General features: G+C 72.5%; 19 protein-coding genes. 8 read left to right on the top strand and 11 right to left on the bottom strand.

Features of this window, described 5'->3' with window-relative positions; all coding sequences use genetic code 11:
* Window positions 1-52: 52 nt before the first annotated feature.
* Window positions 53-2,344 carry an ABC transporter family substrate-binding protein gene (locus EBH09_RS24205; protein WP_121749039.1) on the bottom strand — a complete coding sequence of 764 codons (2,292 nt, stop codon included), beginning with the start codon at window positions 2,342-2,344 and terminating at the stop codon, window positions 53-55.
* A gap of 348 nt (window positions 2,345-2,692) precedes the next feature.
* On the opposite strand from EBH09_RS24205, the gene EBH09_RS24195 reads away from it, so the two are divergent.
* The 4 genes from EBH09_RS24195 to EBH09_RS24180 are packed head-to-tail and all read left to right on the top strand — an operon-like array spanning window position 2,693 to window position 6,594.
* Entirely contained in the window at window positions 2,693-2,983 is a 291-nt protein-coding gene (locus EBH09_RS24195) for a hypothetical protein (protein WP_121749038.1), read from the top strand.
* A 28-nt stretch (window positions 2,984-3,011) separates the two neighbouring features.
* Window positions 3,012-3,848 carry a hypothetical protein gene (locus EBH09_RS24190; RefSeq protein WP_121749037.1) on the top strand — a complete coding sequence of 279 codons (837 nt, stop codon included), beginning with the start codon at window positions 3,012-3,014 and terminating at the stop codon, window positions 3,846-3,848.
* Window positions 3,848-5,827 (top strand): fumarate reductase/succinate dehydrogenase flavoprotein subunit, encoded by a 1,980-nt coding sequence (locus EBH09_RS24185; RefSeq protein WP_121749036.1) that lies wholly within the window; start codon window positions 3,848-3,850, stop codon window positions 5,825-5,827. The genes EBH09_RS24190 and EBH09_RS24185 overlap by 1 nt, the downstream gene beginning before the upstream one ends.
* Window positions 5,827-6,594, top strand: a complete 768-nt coding sequence (locus tag EBH09_RS24180; RefSeq protein ID WP_121749035.1) for a succinate dehydrogenase/fumarate reductase iron-sulfur subunit — start codon at window positions 5,827-5,829, stop codon at window positions 6,592-6,594. The genes EBH09_RS24185 and EBH09_RS24180 overlap by 1 nt, the downstream gene beginning before the upstream one ends.
* Before the next feature lie 24 nt (window positions 6,595-6,618).
* On the opposite strand, the gene EBH09_RS24175 is transcribed toward EBH09_RS24180, so the two are convergent.
* The 7 genes from EBH09_RS24175 to EBH09_RS24145 form a co-directional block, all read right to left on the bottom strand.
* Window positions 6,619-7,734, bottom strand: coding sequence for a glycosyl hydrolase family 18 protein (locus EBH09_RS24175; RefSeq protein WP_238697430.1), 1,116 nt, complete (start codon window positions 7,732-7,734; stop codon window positions 6,619-6,621).
* Between the two features lie 242 nt (window positions 7,735-7,976).
* On the bottom strand, window positions 7,977-10,562 hold the full coding sequence (locus tag EBH09_RS24170; RefSeq protein WP_121749034.1) for a SpoIIE family protein phosphatase: 2,586 nt from the start codon (window positions 10,560-10,562) through the stop codon (window positions 7,977-7,979).
* A 291-nt stretch (window positions 10,563-10,853) separates the two neighbouring features.
* A complete protein-coding gene (locus EBH09_RS24165; protein WP_121749033.1) occupies window positions 10,854-11,291 on the bottom strand; it encodes an ATP-binding protein in 438 nt (145 codons plus the stop codon).
* Window positions 11,292-11,400: 109 nt separating this feature from the next.
* Window positions 11,401-11,823, bottom strand: coding sequence for a (deoxy)nucleoside triphosphate pyrophosphohydrolase (locus tag EBH09_RS24160; RefSeq protein WP_121749032.1), 423 nt, complete (start codon window positions 11,821-11,823; stop codon window positions 11,401-11,403).
* Between the two features lie 34 nt (window positions 11,824-11,857).
* A complete protein-coding gene (locus EBH09_RS24155; RefSeq protein WP_121749031.1) occupies window positions 11,858-12,049 on the bottom strand; it encodes an SPOR domain-containing protein in 192 nt (63 codons plus the stop codon).
* Between the two features lie 374 nt (window positions 12,050-12,423).
* A complete protein-coding gene (locus tag EBH09_RS24150) occupies window positions 12,424-13,176 on the bottom strand; it encodes a GntR family transcriptional regulator (protein ID WP_121749030.1) in 753 nt (250 codons plus the stop codon).
* Between the two features lie 147 nt (window positions 13,177-13,323).
* Window positions 13,324-14,520, bottom strand: coding sequence for a DUF4190 domain-containing protein (locus EBH09_RS24145; RefSeq protein ID WP_121749029.1), 1,197 nt, complete (start codon window positions 14,518-14,520; stop codon window positions 13,324-13,326).
* Between the two features lie 93 nt (window positions 14,521-14,613).
* On the opposite strand from EBH09_RS24145, the gene EBH09_RS24140 reads away from it, so the two are divergent.
* A complete protein-coding gene (locus EBH09_RS24140) occupies window positions 14,614-15,843 on the top strand; it encodes a serpin family protein (RefSeq protein WP_238697429.1) in 1,230 nt (409 codons plus the stop codon).
* 24 nt (window positions 15,844-15,867) lie between these two features.
* Here EBH09_RS24140 and EBH09_RS24135 read toward each other — a convergent pair whose 3' ends face one another.
* A complete protein-coding gene (locus tag EBH09_RS24135) occupies window positions 15,868-17,451 on the bottom strand; it encodes a S8 family peptidase (RefSeq protein ID WP_121749027.1) in 1,584 nt (527 codons plus the stop codon).
* Window positions 17,452-17,715: 264 nt separating this feature from the next.
* Window positions 17,716-18,303, bottom strand: coding sequence for an XRE family transcriptional regulator (locus tag EBH09_RS24130; RefSeq protein WP_121749026.1), 588 nt, complete (start codon window positions 18,301-18,303; stop codon window positions 17,716-17,718).
* A 129-nt stretch (window positions 18,304-18,432) separates the two neighbouring features.
* Between EBH09_RS24130 and EBH09_RS24125 the strand changes: the two genes are divergently transcribed.
* The 3 genes from EBH09_RS24125 (at window position 18,433) to EBH09_RS24115 (ending at window position 21,108) form a co-directional block, all read left to right on the top strand.
* Complete coding sequence (locus EBH09_RS24125; RefSeq protein ID WP_121749025.1) at window positions 18,433-19,059, top strand: class I SAM-dependent methyltransferase; 627 nt, start codon at window positions 18,433-18,435, stop codon at window positions 19,057-19,059.
* Window positions 19,060-19,138: 79 nt separating this feature from the next.
* Complete coding sequence (locus tag EBH09_RS24120; protein WP_121749024.1) at window positions 19,139-19,630, top strand: DinB family protein; 492 nt, start codon at window positions 19,139-19,141, stop codon at window positions 19,628-19,630.
* A gap of 293 nt (window positions 19,631-19,923) precedes the next feature.
* Complete coding sequence (locus EBH09_RS24115) at window positions 19,924-21,108, top strand: type III polyketide synthase (protein ID WP_121749023.1); 1,185 nt, start codon at window positions 19,924-19,926, stop codon at window positions 21,106-21,108.
* Between the two features lie 21 nt (window positions 21,109-21,129).
* On the opposite strand, the gene EBH09_RS24110 is transcribed toward EBH09_RS24115, so the two are convergent.
* A complete protein-coding gene (locus EBH09_RS24110; RefSeq protein ID WP_121749022.1) occupies window positions 21,130-23,292 on the bottom strand; it encodes a SpoIIE family protein phosphatase in 2,163 nt (720 codons plus the stop codon).
* Between the last annotated feature and the right edge of the window lie 365 nt (window positions 23,293-23,657).

The raw sequence follows: 23,657 nt of genomic DNA, 5'->3' as shown, positions 1-23,657 counted from the left end.
CCCCGGGGACTGGGGCTTCCCGGGTGCTGTACACCCGGGCCGCGGCGCCCGGTCAGGACGAGGGAGCGGCCGACGGCCGGGAGCCGTGGGCGCCCTTCTTGAGGAAGCCCATGTCCTCGTAGACGGGGGTCTCGAAGCCGAAGGCGCCCACGTTGGCCAGGTTCTTCCGGGCCGCCACGAGCTGGGGGCGCTGGTAGAGGGGGATGGAGCCGGCCGCCGCCCAGATCCGTGAGTCGGCCTTGCGGAGCAGGTCCCGGGCCTCCTTCTGGTCCAGCGTCGCCATGGCCTGGTCGAAGAGCTGGTCGACCTGGTCGGTGCCGACCCGGGTGTAGTTCTGCGCGACGTTCAGGGAGCCGTCGGCGGCCGGGACGGGCTTGGCGTAGATGGGGCGGGCGTCGGTGGCGGGGAAGGCGGAGGCGGGCCAGGAGTAGAGCGCCAGGTCGTACTCGCCGGAGGCGACGTGGTCCTTGAAGTAGCTCTCGTCCGGCACCTTGGTGATGTCGGTGCCGATGCCGATCTTCTCCAGCATGTCCGAGATGCGGTCGGCCACGGTGCGCAGGGCCTCGGCGCCGGGGCCGGAGGGGAGGACGAAGCGCAGGGTGAGCGCCTTGCCGTCCTTGGCGAGCGGGCCCGTCGCGGAGCCGGCGGGGGCGGCGGTGCCCTTGGGGGCGTAGGCGCCGGGGGCGCCGCCCTGCGCGGTGTTCTTGCCGCTGCTGTCCTCCCCCTCCTTCTTCTTCCCCTGCTCTCCGTTCTCCTTGTCGTCCGTGTTCTTGTCGTCCGTGTTCGTGTCGTCCGTGCTCTCGTCGTCCGTGCTCTGGTCGTCCTCGCCGACGATGTACGTCCCGTCGTCGCCGCCCTCGGACTTCTTCTCGTCCTTGTCGTCCTTGTCCTTCTCGCCCTTGGCGCCGGCCGCCTTCTCGCCGTCCTCGGACTCCTTCACGGGCCCGCCGGGCACCCACCCGGCGTCCGCCAGCAGGGCCCGGGCCTCCTTGGCGTTCTGGTCGCCGAGGGCGCCGCTGCCGTCGGCGTAGGCGGCCTGGCCGGACAGCGCCAGGTGGCTGCCCACGGGCTCGGCGGGCAGGCCCAGCGGACCCAGCACCGCCTTGGCGAGCTTCTCGCGGTCCAGGGCGCGGGCCACGGCCCGCCGGACGCGTTCGTCGGCGAGGGGGCCGTCGGCGCCGTTCAGGGCGAGCTGGGTGTAGGCGGGCTCCAGTGATTTGCGGACCTCGAAGCCGCTCAGGGCCCGCTGCCGGCGTTCGAGCTTCGCCCGGGCCTCGCGCCGCTCCTCGCGGGCCAGGATCTCCTCCTCGGCGGCCTCCTCGTCGGAGCCGTTGGCGACCGCCCACGAGCGCAGTGCCTGCGCGGCGGACCTGCCCTGCGGGCCGGGGCGCGGCGAGCCGCCCGAACCCGCGGCCGGGGTGCCGTCCGGGCCCATGAGCGGGGTGCCGGTGGCGGCGTCCCGGGGGGCGGCGGCCAGGCCGGCCTGCTCGGCGGTGTCCGGGTCGATCTCGGCCAGGTCGAGCTTGCCCGCGACCAGCTCGGAGACCCGCTCGTCGCGGGGTACGGCGCGCAGCACGATCTTGTCCAGCTTGGCCGTCTCCCCCCACCAGCGCGGGTTGCCGGTGAGGACGACCTCGTCGTCCTTGGTGTCGACCTCCTTGACGGCGAAGGGGCCGGCGGTGACCTTGAGCTTGCGCCGCGCGCCGTCGTTGAAGGCGTCCGGGGTGCCCATGACGTCCTTCGGGTACAGCGGCGTGAACAGCGACTTCCAGTCCGCGTAGGGCCGGCTGAAGGTGACCTTGACCTCCAGGTCGCCGGCGCCGCGCTGGATCTTCTCGATGCGGTCGTAGCCCGCGTTGCGCGCGGTCCAGTAGGCGCTGTCCTTGCCGGACAGGGCGCGCCACTGGGCGGCGAAGTCGGCGGCGCCGACCTCCCGGCCGTCGCTCCACACGGCCTGCTGGTTGAGCTTGTAGACGACGACCTGCTTGGGCTCGGTCTCGACGACCTCGGCCGATTCCAGGTAGTCGGGATTGCGCACCGGGCGGCCGGTCTCGTCCATCCGGTACATCGAGGGCAGCACGGCCTGCGCGACGCGGGTGGCGGTGGCGTCGGCGTCCGACTGGAAGGTGTTCAGCGTGTCCGGTACGGAGTCCACGGCCCAGCGCAGGGTGCCGCCGTCGGAGATCCGGGCGCGGCTCGCCGAGGCGATGTCCTGGTCGGCGAGCGGCTTGCCAGACGGGTCCTCGGAGCTGCAGCCGGCCAGCGCGGGGACCGCGAGCACGCCCGCGGTGAGGAAGGCGACCGAGCGCGTCACCGCGCGCGGTCCGACGCCGACGTGGGACATCTCTGCTACCTCCGGTAGGCCGCGGGCCTGGTGATCACTTGTGGCGGCATTTGCGTTGTACGCGGGTGTTGAATGCGTTATATGCAGTATTGGAGTTGATCATTTGTATCCCGGGCAGGGATGCCGCCACTGAAGAGGAAACGGTTCGGCGACACTGGGAGACACGGCGACGACGGTGCGTAACCTCACTCGTGCGGCGCAACACCACCCGTGATGCACCGACACGCCCCGGCCAATCGCTGCACGTCCCTTCCCAGCGGCAGGTGTGACGCGCGACACTCGCAGGCGCATGAACGTCGCCACCCAGGGCCGGCCCCGTGCCGTGCCCTACGGAAGTGAGGTCACGTCATGTCCGTGCACGACGACCTGTCATCGCTCCAACGCAGTCTCGACGACCTGTCCCGGTCGGTGGCCCGGCTGGAACAGCAGCTGGGCGGCGGCGGCCTCGAGATACGCCGCGTCCGCACCGACGCCGACCATCTGCGCGAGAGCTTCGCGCTGCTGCGGGCGGCGGCAGCCGCACCGGACGCGCCCAAGCGTCCGGACCTCGTCCCGATCCCCGACACGCCGTACGACGGCTCGCTGTGGACGGACTCGGACGACGAGGGCCTCGGCGCCCGCGACCGCCGCGCCCCCTGAACCCGACCCGACCGACCGGAGTCGCCCAGTGGCCACTGGCACGGAACCTCCAGCCACCGAACCCCATCCCCGAGGCGGCGGCGTCCACACCCCGACGCGCGCCGCCATCCGCGCCCCGCACCTGCGCACCGACCGCTGGTGGCTGGCACCCGCCGCCACCGCCGCGGGTCTGCTCGCCTTCGTCGTCTACTCGACCTGGCGGGCCTTCGCCAACGCGGACTACTACGCGGCCCCGTACGTCTCGCCGTTCTACTCCCCCTGTCTGGCGGAGAACTGCGAGCCGATGCGCTCCGGGCCCAACTGGGAGATCCTCGGCAGCTGGTGGGGCATTTCCCCCGCGATCATCATCCTGATCTTCCCGCTCGGCTTCCGCCTCACCTGCTACTACTACCGCAAGGCCTACTACCGGGGCTTCTGGGCGTCCCCGCCGGCCTGCGCGGTGGCCGAGCCGCACAAGAAGTACACCGGCGAGACCCGCTTCCCGCTCGTCCTGCAGAACATCCACCGGTACTTCTTCTACGCCGCGCTCCTGGTCGCGCTCATCCTCACCTACGACACCGTGCTCGCCTTCCGCGACGAGCACTACGACTGGGGCCACATGGGCCTGGGCACCCTGGTGTTCCTGGCCAACATCGTGCTGATCTGGGCGTACACCCTCTCCTGCCACTCCTGCCGGCACATCGTCGGCGGCAAGCTCAAGCACTTCTCCCGGCACCCCGTGCGCTACCGGATGTGGCAGTGGGTCGGGAAGCTCAACGCCCGCCACATGCAGCTGGCCTGGGCGTCACTGGTGAGCGTCGCGCTCGCCGACTTCTACGTGTATCTCGTCGCGTCCGGTGCCTTCGACGATCCGAGGTTGTTCTGATGTCCGTGGTCGACCGGCAGCAATGGGACGTCGTCGTGGTGGGCGCGGGCGGCGCCGGACTGCGCGCCGCCATCGAGGCCCGCGAGCGGGGCGCCCGTACGGCCGTGATCTGCAAGTCGCTGTTCGGCAAGGCGCACACCGTGATGGCCGAGGGCGGCATCGCCGCCGCCATGGGCAACGCGAACTCCGGCGACAACTGGCAGGTCCACTTCCGCGACACCATGCGCGGCGGCAAGTTCCTCAACCAGTGGCGGATGGCCGAACTGCACGCCCAGGAGGCGCCGCAGCGGGTGTGGGAACTGGAGACCTGGGGCGCGCTGTTCGACCGTACGAAGGACGGCCGGATCTCGCAGCGCAACTTCGGCGGCCACGAGTACCCGCGCCTCGCGCACGTCGGCGACCGTACCGGCCTGGAGCTGATCCGCACCCTCCAGCAGAAGATCGTCTCGCTCCAGCAGGAGGACTTCGCGGAGACCGGCGACTACGAGTCCCGCCTGAAGGTCTTCCAGGAGTGCACGGTCACCCGCGTGCTCAAGGAGGGTGAGCGCAGCGAGGTGGGGGGCCGCCCGGCCGAAGGCCGGGGGAGGGTCTCGGGCGTCTTCGGCTACGAGCGCGAGACCGGCCGGTTCTTCGTCCTGGAGGCGCCCTCGGTGGTGATCGCCACGGGCGGCATCGGCAAGTCCTTCAAGGTGACGTCGAACTCGTGGGAGTACACGGGCGACGGCCACGCGCTGGCGCTGCTGGCCGGGGCGCCGCTGCTGAACATGGAGTTCGTGCAGTTCCACCCGACGGGCATGGTCTGGCCGCCGTCGGTGAAGGGCATCCTCGTCACCGAGTCGGTGCGCGGCGACGGCGGGGTGCTCAGGAACTCCGAGGGCAAACGGTTCATGTTCGACTACGTCCCCGACGTCTTCAAGGACAAGTACGCGGTGACGGAGGAGGAGGGCGACCGCTGGTACGACGACCCCGACCACAACCGGCGCCCCCCGGAGCTGCTTCCCCGGGACGAGGTCGCGCGCGCGATCAACTCCGAGGTGAAGGAGGGCCGGGGCTCACCGCACGGCGGTGTCTTCCTCGACGTCTCGACCCGGATGCCGGCCGAGGTGATCAAGCGGCGGCTGCCCTCGATGTACCACCAGTTCAAGGAGCTGGCCGACGTCGACATCACGGCGGAGCCGATGGAGGTCGGGCCCACCTGCCACTACGTGATGGGCGGCATCGCCGTCGACTCCGACACCGCCGCCGCGCGCGGGGTGCCGGGGCTGTTCGCGGCCGGTGAGGTGGCCGGCGGCATGCACGGCTCCAACCGGCTCGGCGGCAACTCGCTCTCCGACCTGCTGGTGTTCGGGCGCCGGGCGGGCTGGCACGCCGCCGAGTACGCGGCGGGGCGGGCGTCCGGAGCGCGGCCCCGGGTGGACGACGCCCAGGTCGACGCCGCCGCCGCGGAGGCGCTGCGGCCGTTCTCCGCCGAGGCCGAGGCGCCCGAGCCGTCCGACGGCCCGCCGGAGAACCCGTACACCCTCCACCAGGAGCTCCAGCAGACGATGAACGACCTGGTCGGCATCATCCGCCGCGAACCGGAGATGAAGCAGGCCCTGGAGAAGCTCGCGGAGCTGCGGGTACGGGCCCGCCGGGCCGGAGTCGAGGGGCACCGCCAGTTCAACCCGGGCTGGCACCTCGCCCTGGACCTGCGCAACATGCTGCTGGTCAGCGAGTGCGTGGCGCGGGCCGCGCTGGAACGCACCGAGTCGCGCGGCGGGCACACCCGCGAGGACCATCCGTCGATGGACCGCCGGTGGCGCCCGGCCAACCTGCTGTGCTCCCTGGCCGACCCGAGCGGCGGTCCGGCGGCGACGGATCCCGAGCGCGGCCAGATCACTCTGGAGCGGCGGACCACCGAGCCCGTCCGACCCGACCTGCTCGCCCTCTTCGAGAAGGACGAGCTGGCCAAGTACCTCGCCGAGGAGGAGTTGTCCTGATGAGCGGCTACGAGGCCCGCTTCAAGGTGTGGCGGGGCGACGTCGAGGGCGGCGGCCTGGAGGACTTCAGGGTCGAGGTGAACGAGGGCGAGGTGGTCCTCGACATCATCCACCGCCTCCAGGCCACCCAGGCCCCCGACCTCGCCGTGCGCTGGAACTGCAAGGCGGGCAAGTGCGGTTCGTGCTCGGCGGAGATCAACGGACGGCCGCGGCTGCTGTGCATGACCCGCATGTCCGTCTTCACCCCCGAGGAGACGATCACCGTCACGCCGCTGCGCGCCTTCCCGGTCGTCCGCGACCTGGTGACGGACGTCGGCTTCAACTACACCAAGGCCCGCGAGGTCCCGTCCTTCGTCCCGCCCGCCGACCTCGGGCCGGGCGAGTACCGGATGATGCAGGAGGACGTGGACCGGTCGCAGGAGTTCCGCAAGTGCATCGAGTGCTTCCTGTGCCAGGACACCTGCCATGTCGTCCGTGACCACGAGGAGAACAAGCCGGCTTTCGCGGGCCCGCGTTTCCTCATGCGCGTCGCCGAACTGGACATGCACCCGCTGGACTCGGCCGGCGACACCGGCCTGGACCGCGGACGCACGGCCCAGGACGAGCACGGCCTCGGCTACTGCAACATCACCAAGTGCTGCACGGAGGTCTGCCCAGAGGGCATCAAGATCACCGACAACGCGCTGATCCCGCTGAAGGAACGGGCGGTGGACCGCAAGTACGACCCGCTGGTGTGGCTGGGGTCGAAGATCGGGCGCCGGACCTAGCAGGCCGTACGGCCTCGGCGCTGCTCAGCGGACCCAGCCCTCGCGGTACTCGTCCCAGTTCGTCTCCGTCGCCGCGAAGTCGATGTACGGGGCGACACCGAAGAGCTTCCGGTCGGCGTCCGTCCGGGACAGACCGAGGCGGACGCCCCGGACGGCGGCCTCGACGGTCTCGGCGTGGCCCCAGTGGTCGAAGTTGCTCTCGTAGTAGAAGGGCAGGCCCATCAGCAGATGTGTGGTGGGCGGGGTGACCTCCAGGGCGAGGGAGGTCTGCTGGGCCACGTAGCCGCCGTAGGTGCCCTCCAGCGGCTGCGCGGTGTCGTAGGTCATCACGGCGATCTGGTCGACGCGGCGGGCGACCTGGCCGAAGAACTTCTGCGACCACCACTTGGGGTTCTCGGTGAAGACGCCGAAGACGGAGTGGAGGGCCGGGAGCGGGTCGATCTGGTGGGCGGCCACCGAGAGCCGCGCGTCCTGGGCACGGGTGACGGCGCGCAGGTCGTCCAGGAGGGAGAGGTAGTCCCGGTCGCCGGAGCGCACGGGCTCCAGGTCGAGGTGGACGCCGTCGTAGCCCGCGTCCAGGACCTGGCGGGCGGAGTCGACGACGGCGGCGCGGGTGTCGGCCTTCGCCAGCCGCATGCCCCCGGCGCCCTCGGTGACCAGGACGTCGCCGAGGAAGGCCTGGACACGGACGCCGGGCAGCTCGCGGTGCACGGCGTCGATCAGCCAACGGGCCTTGGGATAGCGCGCCTCGGGCAGGGTGCCGTCGTGCTCCAGCGGGCCGGTGTGAACGTACAGGTCGCGGATGCCGGTGTTCTCGATGCGGCGGGCGAAGGCGGCGAGGTCGGCGTCGTCCTTGCGGCCGTCGACCCAGGCGTGGCCGAGCCACATCGCGTCGCGGTTCCTGGTGTGGGTGCCGTCGGCGGGGTCGCCCATGTAGTTGACGCGGAGGGCCGCCGCGGCGGTGAGGAGGGGCACGAGCAGGACCAGCAGGACGGCGAGGGTGACGCGGCGCAGGCGGCGGAGCCGCCTCTTCCTGTTCGGGTTCCCGTCCGCACCGGCCGTGCGGCTCTCGTCGTCGGACTCGGGTGGTCCCTGTGGGGTGTCCTCGCCGCCGTCGGCTTTCGGTTCCGTGTGCTCCACGTCGTTCCCCTCCCTGTGGCCCGTCCCCGGTCGCGGTGGCCGGTACACGCGCATACGCTCCGAACGTGCTGCCAGCGTGGACGACTCGAACCGGTGTTCCGGTTGCGGTCGGGAGCGGGGCGCGATGATCTCCGCCGACCTGGTGCCGCCCCTGATCACAGCCGGGGCGGCGCTGCTCCTGGCCGGATACGGCCGCGTGCGCCGCACCCGGCGCGCCCGGAACCGTACGACACCGGGCCGGGTCAGAACAGGCTCAGCAGGGCCTCCGCCGGGTCCGTGAGCTGGGTGTCGGCGCCCGGGAGGGGCAGCTCGAACCACACCGTCTTGCCGCGCGGCGTACGGCGTGAGCCCCAGGCCGCGCTGAGCAGGCCGACCAGCTGCAGGCCCCGGCCGCCCTCGTCGGTGTCGCGGGCGCGGCGCCGGCGGGGCTGGACCAGGCCGGAGTCCCAGACCTCGCAGACCAGGGTGCGGTCGAGGAGGAGGCGGAGTCTGATCTCGCCCTCGCCGTATCGGAGGGCGTTGGTGACCAGCTCGCTCACGAGCAGCTCCGTCGTGTCGACCAGCGACTCCATGTCCCAGTCGAGCAGCTTGGCACGGGACAGCTCGCGGGCCCGGCCCACGCTGCGCGGTTCGCGCGGCAGGGTCCAGTCGCCGACGGACTCGCTGGGCAGGCCCTGGACGCGGGCCATCAGCAGGGCGATGTCGTCCTCGCCGTGGTGGCTGTCGAGGGTGTTGAGGACCTGGTCGCAGACGTCCTCAAGGGGGCGCGCCGGGTCCGTGAGTGCCCCCACGAAGGCCTGGAGCCCCTCGTCGAGGGGGTGATCGCGGCTTTCGACCAGTCCATCCGTGTAGAGCGCGAGCAGGGAGCCTTCGGGCAGTTCGACCTCCACCTCCTCGAAGGGCTCGCCCCCGACACCGAGCGGCAGTCCCGGCGGCACGTCCAGCATCAGCGCGGACTCGCCGGGCTCGACCAGGACGGGCGGCAGGTGGCCCGCGTTGGCGAAGGTGCAGCGCCTGGTCACCGAGTCGTAGACGGCGTAGACGCAGGTCGCCAGGTAGACCTCGGAGAGGTCCGCCTCGCGGGGACGGCGGGCGGCCCGGGTCGCCTGCTGGACGCCGCCCGGGGCGCCGAGACCGCGCGCGATCTCGTCCAGCTGCGAGAGCACCTCGGCCGGTTCGATGTCGAGCTGCGCCAGCGTCCTTACCGCCGTGCGGAGTTCACCCATCGCGACGGCGGCGCGCAGACCGCGCCCCATGACGTCGCCGACCACCAACGCGGTGCGGTGACCGGGGAGTTCGATCACGTCGAACCAGTCGCCGCCGACCTCGCTGGGCCGGCCGGTGGCCGCGTTGCCGGGCAGGTAGCGGCAGGCGATGTCGAGGCCGGACGCCTCGGGGTCGCCGGGCGGGAGCAGGGAGCGTTGCAGTATCAGCGCGCGTTCGTGTTCGCGCCGGTAGAGGCGGGCGTTGTCGATGCAGACGGCGGCCCGCGCGGCCAGTTCCACGGCGAGGTCGCGGTCGCGGTCCCCGAACGGCTCGCTGCCCTTCGTCCGGGCGAACCGGGCGAGTCCCACGACCGTGTCGTGGGCGACCATCGGCACGGCGAGCGTGGACTGCACGAGGCCGCCGGCCTCGGCCGGGACGATGCGCGGGCGGGCGGTTCGCAGGGCGTCGGCGCAGGGCGAGTTGAACCCGTAGTGGTGGACGGCGCCGAGCTCGACCTGCTCGCCGGTGCCGTGGAACGGCGCGTCGGAGACGGCGCTGGAGAAGGCGACGCGGCGCAGCTCCGCGCTGCCGTCGGCGAGGCCGGGCGGGGTCTCGTCGCCCACCAGCAGCCCCTGGTAGAGGTCGACGGTGGCCAGGTCGCAGAAGCCGGGGACGACGACGTCGAGGAGTTCTCGGGCGGTGGTCTCCAGGTCGAGGGAGTTGCCGATGCGGGCGCCCGCCTCGTTGAGCAGGGCGAGGTTGCGGCGGGCGGCGGCGGCCTCACGGGCGGCCTCGCGGCGGGCGGTGATGTCGGTTCCCAGCCAGGCCACGCCGATGGGCCGGCCGGAACCGCTGTGCACGCGGTAGAGGTTGACGGACCAGTGGCGGCGTCCCTCGGTGCCCGGCACGAAGCCCGTGACGTGCATGTCGGTGATGGAATCGCCGGTCTCCAGCACCCGGCGCAGGGTGGCGGAGACCCGGTCGCCCTCGGCGCGCGGCAGGTAGTCGTGGACGCCCTTGCCGCGGTGGTCGTCGGGCGTGCCGCCGAAGACGGAGGCGAACCGCTGGTTGGCGCGGCGCACCCGGAGGTCGGGGTCGATCAGCAGGAAGCCGAACGGAGACTGGCCGAATATGGCCTGCGAGGCGGCGAGGTCGGTCTCGATGCTGCGCAGGACGCGGACGTCGACGACGATGCAGACGGCGGCCTTCTCCCCGTCCTGCGTGCGCGTCGGCATGACGTACACCTCGGCGAGCCCGCGCTGCCCGCGTCCGCGCTGTGCGCCGCCGGCCTCGGCGTCCGGCACCCGGAAGGGGACCACACCGGTCCACTCCCGTCCGTCGAGGATCTCGGCCATCTTGCGCTGGCCGCGTTCCCGCAGATCGGGATCGATGAAGGCCTCAATGGGGTCGGTGCCCACGGCGTGCTCGGCCGGAATGCCGAGCAGTTGCTCCGCGCGCAGGCTCCACTGGTCGACGAGTCCGTCGGCGCCGATGGAGAAGGACGCGACCTTGATGTAGTCGTAGATGGAGCCGGGCGGGCTGCTCTGCCACACCGCGTCACCGAACGGCACACCGTCCGACGGGCCCTCGGACCCCGTGGCCCTCGCTGGTATCTCGCTCACGCGAACCGTCCCCTCCAGCTCACCGCGTCCGGCACCGGTCACCGGGGGCGGCTGCCCGCAGTATCCAGCACTACGGCGCCGCACAACACGGTGTTCACGATCACAGCACGGTCCCGATGGTTTTCGGTCCGGACCGTGACAACACTTCCAGTCTTCTAACCAGCGGACACGGCATCGAATCACGTAGTTCCACAACTGCCACTGGCCTGAACCAGTTGGCCCGTGGGGCCGGGCCCGGCGCGGGGGCGTTTCGGCACGGTTCCGGGCGTCGTGAAACGGTGTGACACCCGGTCATTCCGGCACCGTGAGTTCGAACCACACCGTCTTGCCCACCTCTCCGGGCCGCGTCCCCCAGCGGTGTGCGGAGGAGGCGACCAGTTGCAGGCCCCGGCCGTCCTCGTCCCCGGGGCGGGCGACGCGCTCGCGGGGCGGGTCCGGAAGCGGGTCGGAGACCTCCACCAGCAGCATGCCGTCCGGTCCGGCGGGGTGGCGTACCAGGCGGACGCCGATGGGGCCGGTGGCGTGCCGCAGGGCGTTGGTGACCAGCTCGCTGACCAGCAGGGCGGCGATGTCGCCGACGCTGTCGAGGTCCCAGCCGTGCAGGGTGCGGCGGACGAGGGAACGGGCGGTCCGCACGGCGTCCGGCGCCGCGGGAAAGACCCATTCGGCACAGCCGCCTTCGCTGTCGATCACGCCGATCACTTCCCCGGCCGGCGACCCCCCACCCATGTCCGGATTCGTGGGGTTAATGGGCACATACCCGATATCCGGGCCCCGGTACCGTCCGGGAGGGCGCACTGTGGCACCGACAGCGCGTGGGGCGCTCAGGCCGGTGCGCTCACACGCCCCGCGCGTCCGTCGCCGCCATACCGAGGTGGGCGAGTGCCCGCTCGACGGCCGGCACGTCCTGGTCGAGCCAGGGCACGTCCCAGATCTCGGCGGGGGCGAGCCAGCGCAGCGCGTCGTGGTCCTCAAGGGGTTCGGGGCAGGCGGATCCGGGGAGCAGCCGCGCGGTCCACACGTGCAGGACGAAGGGCGTTCGCAGGGGCCACCGCCCCGGTACCCGCTCACCGGGCTCGGCCGTCACGCCCAGCTCCTCGCGCAGTTCGCGCACGAGCGCCGCCTCGGGCGTCTCGCCCGCCTCGACCTTGCCGCCGGGCAGCTCCCACCGTCCGGCCAACTCCGCCGGTGCGCTGCGGCGCGCGGCGAGCAGCCGTCCGCCGTCGACCAGGGCGGCGCCCACCACGATCCGTTCCGTCATGCGCCGGAGCCTACGGCCCGTCCTGCCGGCGCGGTCAGCCCGCCGCGCCCGTGGCGTTCGGGCCGAGCTTCTCGACCCAGTAGAGCTGCTGGTGGCCGCGACCGTCGAGGGTGTCCGCGATCTTCTGGGCCTCGGCCCGGGTCGCGTACCTGCCCACGCGGTAGCGGTTGCCATTGTCGTCCTGCCGGAAGACCAGCCAGGGAAGAGTGACCGTGCCGTCGTTCATCGCGCCCCTCCACTTCCCGTCCGCGGCCCGCGCCGCGCCCCGCCCGCCAAGGAAACCGCAATCCGCATATGCCCGAGCCTACGCCTAACCTTCACGCAGCGAATACGGCTTTTCACAAAGAGGTACGCAACCAGTCAGAACGCAGGGGGCGCACGCCACGAAACGCGCCGTCCGCGCGCGCCGACGCCTCCGGTCGGAGGCATACCGGGGGCCTCCCGGACGACCTGCGAGAACGACCGGATTCCGGCACCACGCGGACGGCGCCACGGAGTACGGACAACAGTGCGAGCGAGGAAGAGGGGCGCGGGAGGCGCACGAGAGGCGTGCGCCATCTCACACCACCGGCAGGCGCGTGAACTCCCCCGGCGCCGCCGCTACCTGACGGGCAGGTGGTACGCCACCCGGTAGCGGTCGGCCGGAACGACCACGTCGGCGGTCTCCACCGCCCGGCCCGAGGCGTAGAACGTGCGCTGGATGACCAGGACCACGTGCCCCGGAACACCCCCGAGGGCGAGCAGCTCCTCGGCGAGGCCGGGGCGGGCGCCGACCTCCTCGGTGACGTTGTCGACGACCACGTCGATGGCGGCCATCCGCTCCACGACACCCATGCCGCCGAGCGGGCCCTCCTCGGGCAGCATCACCGGCGTCCGGCCGATGAGGTCCAGCGGCTCCCAGGAGGTGGAGAGCATCATGGCCTCGCCGGCCTCCCGGAAGACGTACCGGGTGCACATCACCCGGTCCCCGGGCTTGATACCGAGCCGTTCGGCGACGGCGCCGCTCGCCTCGGCCTGCTCGCTGCGCGACTCCCAGGTGCCGCGCGCCCCGGCGTCGGCCTGCTCCTGCCGGAAGGGCGTGGCACCGCCGGCCGGCCGGTACCCGGAGCGGGCGATGCGCCGGGGCACGGGCCGCTCGCGCACATACGTCCCGGAACCGGAGCGGCCCTCGACCAGCCCCTCGGCCATCAGCACCTTGCGCGCCTCGAGGGCGACGGTGTCCGAGACGCCGTATTCCTCGCGGATCCGCGCCTGGGACGGGAGGCGGGTGTGGGGCGGCAGCAGGCCGTCGGCGATCTTCTTGCGGAGATCACCCGCGACACGCAGATACGCCGGCTGCTCACCGAATGTCACTGGCCGCTCCCATCAGGTTGTACAGACAGCAACAGCGTGGCAACCGTAGGTTGTACCAGGCAAGCAAAGGCCAGAGAATCACTCGATGTGATGACTTGTATCGCCGGAGGGCTTTACGCAGGCACTTTCTCCCCGCTATAGCCGCCGTCACACCTCCCTGCCGGGGCTCTCTTCCCCGCCGTCACCGCTCTCCTCGTACACCGGCGGCGTGGTATCCAGCCCCAGAGCCTTGCGGGCGGTGACCGTCGAGTCGGCCTCGATGAGCGCGAAGCCCTTGTCGAGGTGCAGGTAGTACGTGTCGACGTCGGCCGCCTCGGCCGCCAGATCCCACTCCTCCCGCGCCGTCTCCAGGTCCTCGACCAGATCGGCGACCGGCCGCTCGGCGTCGTCGGGCCAGCTGTGTCCCCGCAGCATCCCGGTCTCCCGCACGAGCGCCTGCGACATCCGCCCCGCCCACACCTGGTACCCGGCGAGGTCCTCCTCGACGGTCTCCGCCACCGGCATCTCGTCCATGGCCCGGTTGAGGAAGCCCTCGGCCACCAGGTAGGTGTGCTGGCCCGAGTCGAGCCTGGTGCCGTCCCTGCGCAGCGAGCCGGTCAGCGTGCCCCCCTCGTCCGTGTTCCCGAACAGGCAGGTGATCTCGCGGTCACCCGTGCGCCAGCTCTGCGAGGTCGGGGTCAGGTAGTACACGTCGACGTCGGCCGGCAGGGCCCACCGGTCCATGGCGTACGTGTCCTGGAGGGCGTAGCACCGCTCGTCGGCGGCCCGGGTGATCTCCCCGTCGCCCGGGAAGGCGCCGCCCGGCAGCTCGAAGGCGGCGAACACCTCGCCGTCGTGCTCCTCCTCGCAGGGCACCTCGTCGACGTCGTACGTCACCCCCTGCAGGGATCCGCTGGGGGTGGTGAAGCACTGGCCCTTCTCGAGCGAGTAGGCGGTGCCCTCGCCGCGCGCGGCGTCCCGGAAACCCTCCCAGAAGTCCCCGGCGGCGCCCGTGGAGAGCGACACCACCCACAGTGCCAGCCCCACGGAGGACAGCACGGAACCGGCCACGGCGAACCCCTTGCCCCGCTCGCCCCGCCGCCTGATCTGGGCCAGCGCGATCAGCCCCAGCACGAGCCCGACCGCCGGCACGAAGCACAGGACGCCGAGCACGAACGCGGCGATGGCCACACCGTTGACGGGAGGCTGCCGGGGATACGCCCCGTAGGGCTGACCCCAGCCGCCGGGATACGGCTGCTGCGGCGGGTAGGGCCCCGGCGGGTACTGACCCGGTGAGTGCGGCCCCGGCGGGTACTGCCCCTGGTTGTAGGGCCCTTGAGGGCCGGGCGGCGGCGGTATGGACACGTGTACCGTGCTCCTGTTTCGGGCGGTGACGCGAAGGCGCCGCGGGGCTGGGGGCGGCCGGTCCCGACGGACGGCCGGCCGATCACTGAGCGCATGGTAAGCACGCGACGGGGCGGGGGCGGTATGCGGGTCACGAACGCGACGATCCGGGCGGTGAACGGCCTCACCGCCCGCTGGGCGGCCACCACGAGCGGCGGCACCGTGTTCTCCGCGGTGGGTGTGTGGCCGCTGCTCGCCCTCCTCGCGGACGGCGCGGCGGGCGCGGCCCGGGCGGAGTTGGAGGAGGCGGTGGGTGTCTCCGCCGGCCGGGCGTCCCGAGCGGCCCGCGAACTGCTGGCCGGACTCGGCACCGTGGGCGGCCTGGAAACGGCCCTGGGGCTGTGGACCGGACGCACACTGGAACTGCGCGAGGAGTGGGCGGCGGGGCTGCCCACCGAGGCGCACGGCGTGCTCACGGGTGACGTGGAGACCGACGGGACGGCGCTCGACGCGTGGGCGGTACGGCGCACGGGTGGGCTGATCGAGCGAATGCCGGTGGCGGTCGCACCGGGCACCGATCTGGTGCTGGCGAGCGCGCTGGCGCTGCGCACCCGGTGGCTGCGGCCCTTCGAAGAGTCCTGCGTCGTACCGGAGAGCGGCCCGTGGGAGGGGCGCGAACTGCTGGGCCTGCGCCGGGAGAGCGTGCTGCTGGACCGGATCGGCGTGGCGGACACGCCCGAGGGCCACGTCACCGAGCTGAAGGTGCTGGGCGGCACCGCGGTCGACGTCCATCTGCTGCTCGGCGAAGAGAGCATGACGCCCGGGCAGGTCCTGGGAGCGGGGCTCGGCGTCCTCGCGCGCGCCCATCAGGTGACACCGGGCTCCCGACTGCCGTACGGCGAGGCGGGCCCCGGACTCCATGTCGGGCGGGAGCACACGAGCAGGCCCGAGCCGCCTGCGCTCGACGTGACGACGACGGCGTACGACGTGACGGCCGGCCACGACCTGCTGGAACGCCCCGAGTTGTTCGGTCTCGCGACGGCCGCGCGGGAGGCCCCCGGTCACTTCCCCGGCATCGGCTCGCGTCTTCCCCTGTACGTCGAGGCGGCCCGGCAGTCCGCCGTGGCCAGGTTCGGCGCCCGGGGTTTCGAGGCGGCTGCGGTCACGGCGATCGGCGCGGCCGGCTGTGCCCTGCCTCGGCCGCTCTGGCTGCGCACCACCGTCCGGGCCGCGTTCGACCGCCCCTTCGGCTTCCTCGCCGTGCACCGGCACACGCGTCTCGCCCTCGTGGCGGGCTGGGTCGTCGACCCGGAGCCGCACCGCGAGGGCGAGGTTCTTCACTGAGGCGTCGTCAGACTGACGGACTTGTCAGAACTGCAGGGCCCAGGCATCGATACGCCCGGTGTCCCAGGACGCGTTGTCGCTGACCCGCAGCTTCCACGTGCCGTTCGCGGTCTCCGAGGAGGCGTTCACGGTGTACGTGGTGTTGATGTCGTTCGCGCTGCCGCCGGTGCCGTAGGACTTCAGCGTGTACGCCGTGCCGTCCGGGGCGACCAGCTGGACCTGGAGGTCACCGATGTAGCTGTGGACGATGTTCACGTCCACGGAGAGCGCCGAGGGGGCGTTGCCCGAGACGCCGGTGACGGTCACCGGGGACTCGACGGTGGCGTTGTCCCGGATGGTGTAGTCGCCGGTGTTCTCGAAGCGGTCGCCGGTCGGCGGGGGCGTGGTGTCGCCGTCGCCGACGTACAGCAGGCGGTTGGGCGAGCCGCTGCCCGGGTTCGAGACGACGCCACTGGTGGCGGTGGACGTCAGCGCGGAGGCGACCTGTGAGGGGGTGGCCGTGGGGTTGTCGGCCAGGTACAGCGCGGCCGCCCCGGCGACGTGCGGGCTCGCCATGGACGTACCGGAGATGGTGTTGGTGGCCGAGTCGCCGCTGTTCCAGGCCGAGGTGATCGACGAGCCGGGCGCGAACAGGTCCAGGACCGAGCCGTAGTTGGAGTAGCTCGCGCGGGCGTCGCTCGACGTGGTGGCGCCGACCGTGATCGCCTCCGTCACCCGGGCCGGCGACTTGGTGGAGGCGTTGGTGGACTCGTTGCCGGCCGCGACGGCGAAGGTGACGCCGGAGGCGATGGCGTTGCGCACGGCCGTGTCGAGGGCGCTGTCGGCGCCGCCGCCGAGGGACATGTTGGCGACGGCCGGCTTGACCGCGTTGCGGGCGACCCAGTCGATGCCGGCGACGACCTGCGCGGTGGTGCCGGAGCCGGAGTTGTCGAGCACCCGGACGCCGACGATCTTCGCCTGCTTGGCGACGCCGTAGGCGCCGCCGCCGACGGTGCCGGCGACGTGGGTGCCGTGGCCGTGGCCGTCCTGGGCGGTGTTGTCGTTGTCGATGGCGTCGTAGCCGTAGGAGGCGCGGCCGCCGAAGTCGTTGTGGGAGATGCGGACGCCGGTGTCGATGACGTACGCCGTCACGCCCTGTCCGGCGCTGTCCGGATAGGTGTACGAGCTGTCCAGCGGGCGGTTCCGCTGGTCGATGCGGTCCAGGCCCCAGGACGGCGGGTTGGGCTGGGTGCCGGTGGCGTGGAAGGTGCGGTTCTGGACGACGGAGGCGACGGCCGGGTCGGCGGCGAGACGTTTCGCCTCGGTCTCGGACGCCTCGACCGCGTAGCCGTTGAGGGCCTTGGTGTACGTGCGCTCGATGTCGGCGCCGTACTTCTTCGCCAGCGCGCGGCCCTCGGCGGAGCCGGACCTCGCCTCGTCCGCCTTCAGGGTCACGATGTAGCTGCCGGCGACCGCGTTGGCCGCGTCCTCGTACTGGATGCGGCCCTCCGCCGCGGTGGCGGGGAGCGCGGAGACGAGGCTCGCGGCGAGGGCCGCGGTGGCCGCGGCGCTGACGGCGGCCAGTCTTCGCCGGGTGGTGCGGTGGGGGTGGTGACGCAGCACTGCCATGTGAGGGGTCCTCCTCAGTCGGTGGTGCGTGGTGGGGTTCGTGCACGCCGAGCAGGCCGCCCTCGGCGACGACCATGGGTCATGGTCATGTCAATCCGGGACGACTTTGGTGCGTCAGCCGAAAGATTGAGGCTTCCAGAGGAATTACACAAGGGTGCGGCACGGATGTGCGGACCCCCGTGCCGTTTGAGCGACTCGCATTCCGATCCGCTTCCTGAACCGCCGTTCAGCCGTCCGTCCGTGGGACCGGACCCCCCACGTGCGCTACGCGACCGGTGGCGAGCCGGTGCGTACGTGCGCGCGCACCCCTTGCAGGCCGAACAGGACGAGCAGCTCGACCGCGCCGCCGTCGGCACTGCCCAGCCAGTGCGGCAGGGACGTGTCGAACTCGGCGGCCTCACCGGGCGCCAGCGTCAGGTCGCGCTCGCCGACCACCAGCCGCAGCCGGCCGCTCAGCACGTAGAGCCATTCGAAGCCCTCGTGCGTCTGCGGGGTCGGTTCGAGAGGGCGGGGGCGGCTCGGGATGATCATTTTGAAGGCCTGGGTCCCGCCCGGCCGCCGGGACAGCGGCACGAAGACCATCCCGAACCGCCGGATCGGCTTCAGGTGGATGCGGGGGTCGCCCGTGCGCGGGGCACCGACGAGGTCGTCCAGCGGAACGTCGTAGATCCGGGCGAGCGGCAGCAGCAGCTCCAGGGTCGCCCGGCGCTGCCCGCTCTCCAGCCGGGACAGCGTGCTCTCCGACACCCCGGTGGCCGCCGAGAGGTCGGCGAGGGTGACGCCGCGGTCGCGCCGCAGCGCACGCAGCCGCGGGCCCACCGCGCCGAGTACGTCTTCCGTTCCGCCGTCCATCGGGCCACCTTGCCACAACGGCAAGTTTCCGTGCCGGTTCGCGCGGCGTCCGGTGAGACTGGCCGCATTCCGACGGGCAATCCCGACAGGCATTGCTCGCAGGACATCCCGACAGACGAAGGAGCTTCGATGAGCGCCACCGATGCGGTCACGTTCTGGGACGGCGTCTACGCCGGCCGGCCGTCGGCCACCGACCCGCGGCCCAACGGCCGTCTCGTCGAGACGGTCACCGGCCTGCGCCCCGGCGACGCACTGGACCTCGGATGCGGCGACGGCGGCGACTCGCTGTGGCTCGCCCGCCGGGGGTGGCGGGTCACCGCCGTCGACATCTCGACCGTGGCGGCCGAGCGGCTCTCCGGCCACGCCCGCTCACTCGGCCTCGGCGACCTGGTCGCCGCCGAGCAGCACGACCTGCGCGCGTCCTTCCCCGGGGGCCGGTTCGATCTGGTCTCCGCGCACTACCTCCACACCCCCTTCGACCTGGACCGGGCTGCGGTCCTGCGTACGGCCGCACACGCGCTGCGCCCGGGCGGGCGGCTGCTGGTGGTCGACCACGGCTCCACCGCGCCGTGGTCGTGGAACCAGGATCCCGACGTCCGGTACCCGACTCCGCGGGAGGTCGCGGCGGGCATCGGCCTGGACCCGGCGACGTGGACCGTCGAGCGGGCCGACGCGCCCCGCCGGATCGCGACCGGCCCGGGCGGACGCACCGCCGAGGTCGTCGACCACGTCCTGCTCGTCCGACGCACCGCCTGACCGGCCGGCCGGCCCGAGACCCACTCCCCGGTGCCGAGACCCACTCCCCGGTGCCCGATGCCCGACGAAGGAGGCCACCATGCCCACCTCAGCCCGCCGCAGGGACACCCCTCCGCCCCGGACCGGAAGCAGCGAGGCCCAGGTTCTGCGCGGATTCCTCGACTACCTACGGATCTCGATGACCGCGAAGGTCGAGGGCGCTCCCGAGCCGCGGGTCCGCACGGCCCAGGTCCCCTCGGGCACGAACCTGCTCGGCCTGCTCAACCACCTGACCCGCGTCGAGCGTGCGATCTTCCTGGGCGAGCAGGTCACCGACTGGCAGGCGACCTTTCACGCCGCACCGGAGGACGGTGTCGCCGACGTCGTCGCCCGCTACCGGGAGACCGTCGAGCGTGCGAACGCGGTCCTCGACGGGTGCCCGGACCTCGGCGAGCCGGTCCCCCGGCCGCGGCCGGGCCGTCCCGCGCCCAGTGCCCGCTGGGCCCTCACCCACATGATCGAGGAGACCGGCCGCCACGCCGGTCACGCGGACATCCTCCGCGAGCTGATCGACGGCACGACAGGGCGCTGACTCCGCCCGGACTCGCGGTTGACGACGCGTCAGAGCAGGTCGGCCGAAGCACGCCGGGGCCTCCCCTCCGTGGGTGTGTGCCGTGTCACGCACCCAAAGGCCGCCCAAGTTGCCTGCATCACAGCGGAAATGTCCCTTTAGCGTCCATGCTCGGAACGGATGCCGACGCCCGAGGCAGAGCGCAGCGGCGTTCTCCCGGACGTTCCCGGTTCTTCCCGGGTGCGAAGTGCCAAGTACCCCGTCCCCAGGCACTCCTGACGTCCTCCTCCGTTCCCCGCAGAAAGGCGCGAACCGTGGCCGCTTACCTGTGCCCTCCCGCCGTGATACACGGCGAGCACACCGTGGAGACCGATCAGATCGTGGCGGAAGTACGCGGCCGGCACCCGCACGCGTCGTGGGCGCCCCGGATCGACGGCATCGCGGCCAGTACGGGCATCGAGACCCGCGGGTGGATGCTGCCGCTGGAGACCGCCGTCGCACCCGGCGACGGGAGCGGCCTGATGGCCGGCGGCAGCGGGGCGGCCCGAGAGGCGCTGGCCCGCGACGGGTTCACCGAGCAGGACGTCGACCGCGCGGTCGCCGCCCTGGAGTCGATACCCGCGCCGCAGACCGTCCAGGAGCGCACCGCGCCGGCCTGGGAGGCCGTGCAGGCCTACGGGGAGCGCGCGGCGCGCGGGGCCCTGCAGATCGCCGGGCTGGACGCCTCGGACGTCGACTGTCTGATAACCAGTCACTCCACCACGCCGGCGCTGCCGGGCCTGGACGTCGCACTGGCCAACAGGCTTCCGCTCCGCAACGACGTGATGCTGCTGCCGGCCACGCAGTGGGCCTGCGTGGCCGGGACCCGCTCCCTGGCGTTGGCTGCCGATCTCGTGGCCGCGGACCCCGACCGGGTGGTCCTGGTCGTGATCGCGGAGGCGCTCAGCACGACCTACCAGCCCGCGGACGACACTCTGGAGTCCCTGATCGTCCGCCTGCTGTTCGCGGACACCGCGGTCGCCGCGGTGGTCACGGGCCGCCAGAGGCCCGAGTCGGTGCTGCGGCTGGACACCGCCTGGCACCACACCCTGCCGGGGACCCAGGACCTGCACCGCCTGGACACCCGGTCGGACGGCACCCACTTCGTGATGGACCGGCGCGGGCCGCGCGCCGTTCAGGAGACGGTCACCGCGATGTGGGAGTGGCTGCGTCTGCGCTACCGGGACGACCCCGACTCCTGGCACCCCGACGTCCTGCTCGCGCACCCCGGCGGAACCCGGGTGCTGGAGTACATGGAGCAGACGATGCCCGACGCGTGGCCGTCGGGGCTGCTGGACTACAGCCGGGACAGCTACACCAGCGGCAACCGCGGAGGCGCCGCCGTCTTCGACATCATGCGCAGGGCACACGACGCCGGGCAGAAGCCGGGCGACCGTGCCGTCCTGTACGCGGCGGCCCCGGGCCTCACGGCCACCGCCCTGGAAGGCGAGTGGCTGTAGCACGCCGACCCCACGGCCGCGTCACCTCGCGACCTTCGCCCAGACCACCTTGCCGTTGTCCGTCCAGCGCACCCCCCACCCGGTGGTGAGGCGGTGCACCACGTGCAAGCCGCGACCACGGTCGTCGAGGAGCCCGCACGGGCCCAGTCTCGGCCTGCCGTTGCCGGTGTCCTCCACCTCGCACAGCAGGTCGTGACCGGCCCTGATCAGCCGCACCGTGATGGGCCCGCCGGCGAAGCGGACCGCGTTGGTGACCAGCTCGCTGACCAGGAGCAGCACTCTGTCCCGGGCGTCGTCCCTGCTGCGCCATTGCCGCAGCAACGCGGAGACCAGCGTGCGGGCCCGGGCGGCCGCGTCGCCGCGGGCTGGCAGCCGCCAGGCCGCGGTGTCCCCCTTGCGGTACCCGATCATGCGTGCCAGCAGCAGGGTCACGTCATCACGCCGGCGCACGGGCGCCAACCCGGAGACCACGTGCCGAGCAGCCGCCTGCAGGCCGTCCCAGGGGTGCACCGCGGCCACGGCGTCCGCCAGCCTGCCGATGCCCTCGTCGATCGATATGGCGGGATCCTCCACCAGGCCGTCGGTGTAGAGGGCGAGCAGGGAGCCCGGGGGGACGGCGAACGTGTGCACGTCGAACGGCTCCCGCAAGGCGAACTCGGCGCCCAGGCCGGGGTGGGGGCGGACCGCGAGCGGGCCGGAGCGCCCGTCCGGGGGCACCAGTACCGGGGGGAGGTGGCCGGCGCTGGCCAGCGCCACGTGGTGGCTGACCGGATCGTAGACGGCGATGCAGCAGGTCGACCCGAGCGCGCTGTAGCCGGCCGCCAGCCCGGACTCCGCGTCGTCCAACAGCGACACGGTCTCGTCCAGGTGCTCCAGCACCTCGTCGGGCGCCAGCCCCGCGGACAGCAGAGCGCGGGCCTCCATGCTCAGCTGGCCCATGGTCGCCGCGGCTCCCAGACCGTGCCCGACGACGTCACCGACCACCAGCGCGGTACGGCCGTCCGGCAGCGGAAAGCTGTTCACCCAGTCACCGCCGACGCCCGCGCTGTCGGGGGTGGCGGGCTGGCAGACGCTGGCGGTCTCGATGGTGTCGCCGCCGGCCCGCGGCAGCAGGCGGCGCTGCAACGCCAGCACCTGCGTGTGCTCACGCTGGTGCTGACGGGCCAGGTCGACGTGATGGGCGGTCCTGGCCACCAGTTCCTGCAGGTCGAGCAGCTCGCTGTCGTAAAAGGGACGGTCCGCCCGCCGCCAGACCTCCGCCACACCCAGCACGACGGGCGGCGTGCCCTCCAGGACCAGCGGTACGCACGCCACACCCGCCGACCGCTCACCGGGCACCAGGGCACGCACCAGCCTCGGACTGCCGAGTACCCGCTCGATCGCCTCCCGGTCGGGTATGACGATGGCCTGGGCGGCGTCGTCACGCCGTATCGCTTGGGACAGCAGGCGGCTCGCGTCGCGGGGAAGATCATCGCCCGGAGTCAGATATCCCTCGGGCCACGCGCGGTCCGGCACCAGGGCCGCCCGCCGCAGCCGGATGCGCCCCGGCGCCTGATCGGTGACCCCCTCGCCCGTCCACACGGCGAAGTCGAGGTCGATGGCGGCCACGTCTCCCCAGGCCAGCAGGGACTCCGCCAGCGACTGCGCGGTCTCCCCGATGTCCAGCGAGGTGCCGATCGCGGTCTCGGCGGCGTACAGGTGCAGCCTTCTGGCCATGGCGATCAGGGAGACGGTCAGGCCCTCATGGGGCTCCGCGGCGGGCAGGATGCTCATCGAGACCACCAGCTCCGACCCGTCTCCGCGCCGCAGGCGCTGGACCCGGGCGACGTGCGCGTCACCGGTCTCGAGAACCTGCCGCAACCGTCGCGTGACCGTCGGTACGTCCCCGGGCGGCAGAAGATCGACGACCGGGCTCCCGGTCACGGCGTCCAGCCCCGCGAAGACGGGGGCGTCCAGATTGCTGCGGGTGATCCGGAGATCCCGGTCCAGGTTGACCACGCCGAGGATCTGCTCCTGACGGCGGGCAGCCGGGTCGGCGGGCAGGGGCGGGCGGGCGGTGCGGTCACCCTGCGAGTCGGCCGGACCGGCGGCCGCTGCCGCTCCGCCGCGCGGGATGTACTTCCCCAGGGCACTGCTGACCAGTTCGAACGGCGACGAGGACGAGGGGGAGGGTGTGGAGTCCATGCGGCTCTCTCAGCTCGCTCACCGACCCCGGCAGCGCCGGGGACGTACCAGAAGCCGTGCGACGGGACCCCGAGCTTCCTGACCGCACACCTCATTCAATAACACCCGGACCCGCTTCGCCCACACCAGCGGAAAGCGCGGTGAACCCGGACAATGAGGGAATACGACTCTCATCGGCACCCAGCCTCGCCCGTCGTCCTGGGGTTCAGCGCTGCGGCCTCGGCTCCCCCGCTTAAGGATCAGTGTCTCGTCTCAGGCGGCGGCGACCGCAGCGGCCGCGGCCCGGGCCTCGCGGTCGTCCGGACCCTCGTGCGCGGCCACCGGGGCGCCGTGACGGCCCGGGCGAGGACCACCGGCGGCCTTTC

This window comes from Streptomyces sp. E2N166, from assembly GCF_003671715.1.
Classification (GTDB): Bacteria; Actinomycetota; Actinomycetes; order Streptomycetales; family Streptomycetaceae; genus Streptomyces; species Streptomyces thinghirensis.
Note: the sequence above shows the minus strand (reverse complement) of the source record. Positions and strands in the feature narration are given on the sequence as shown.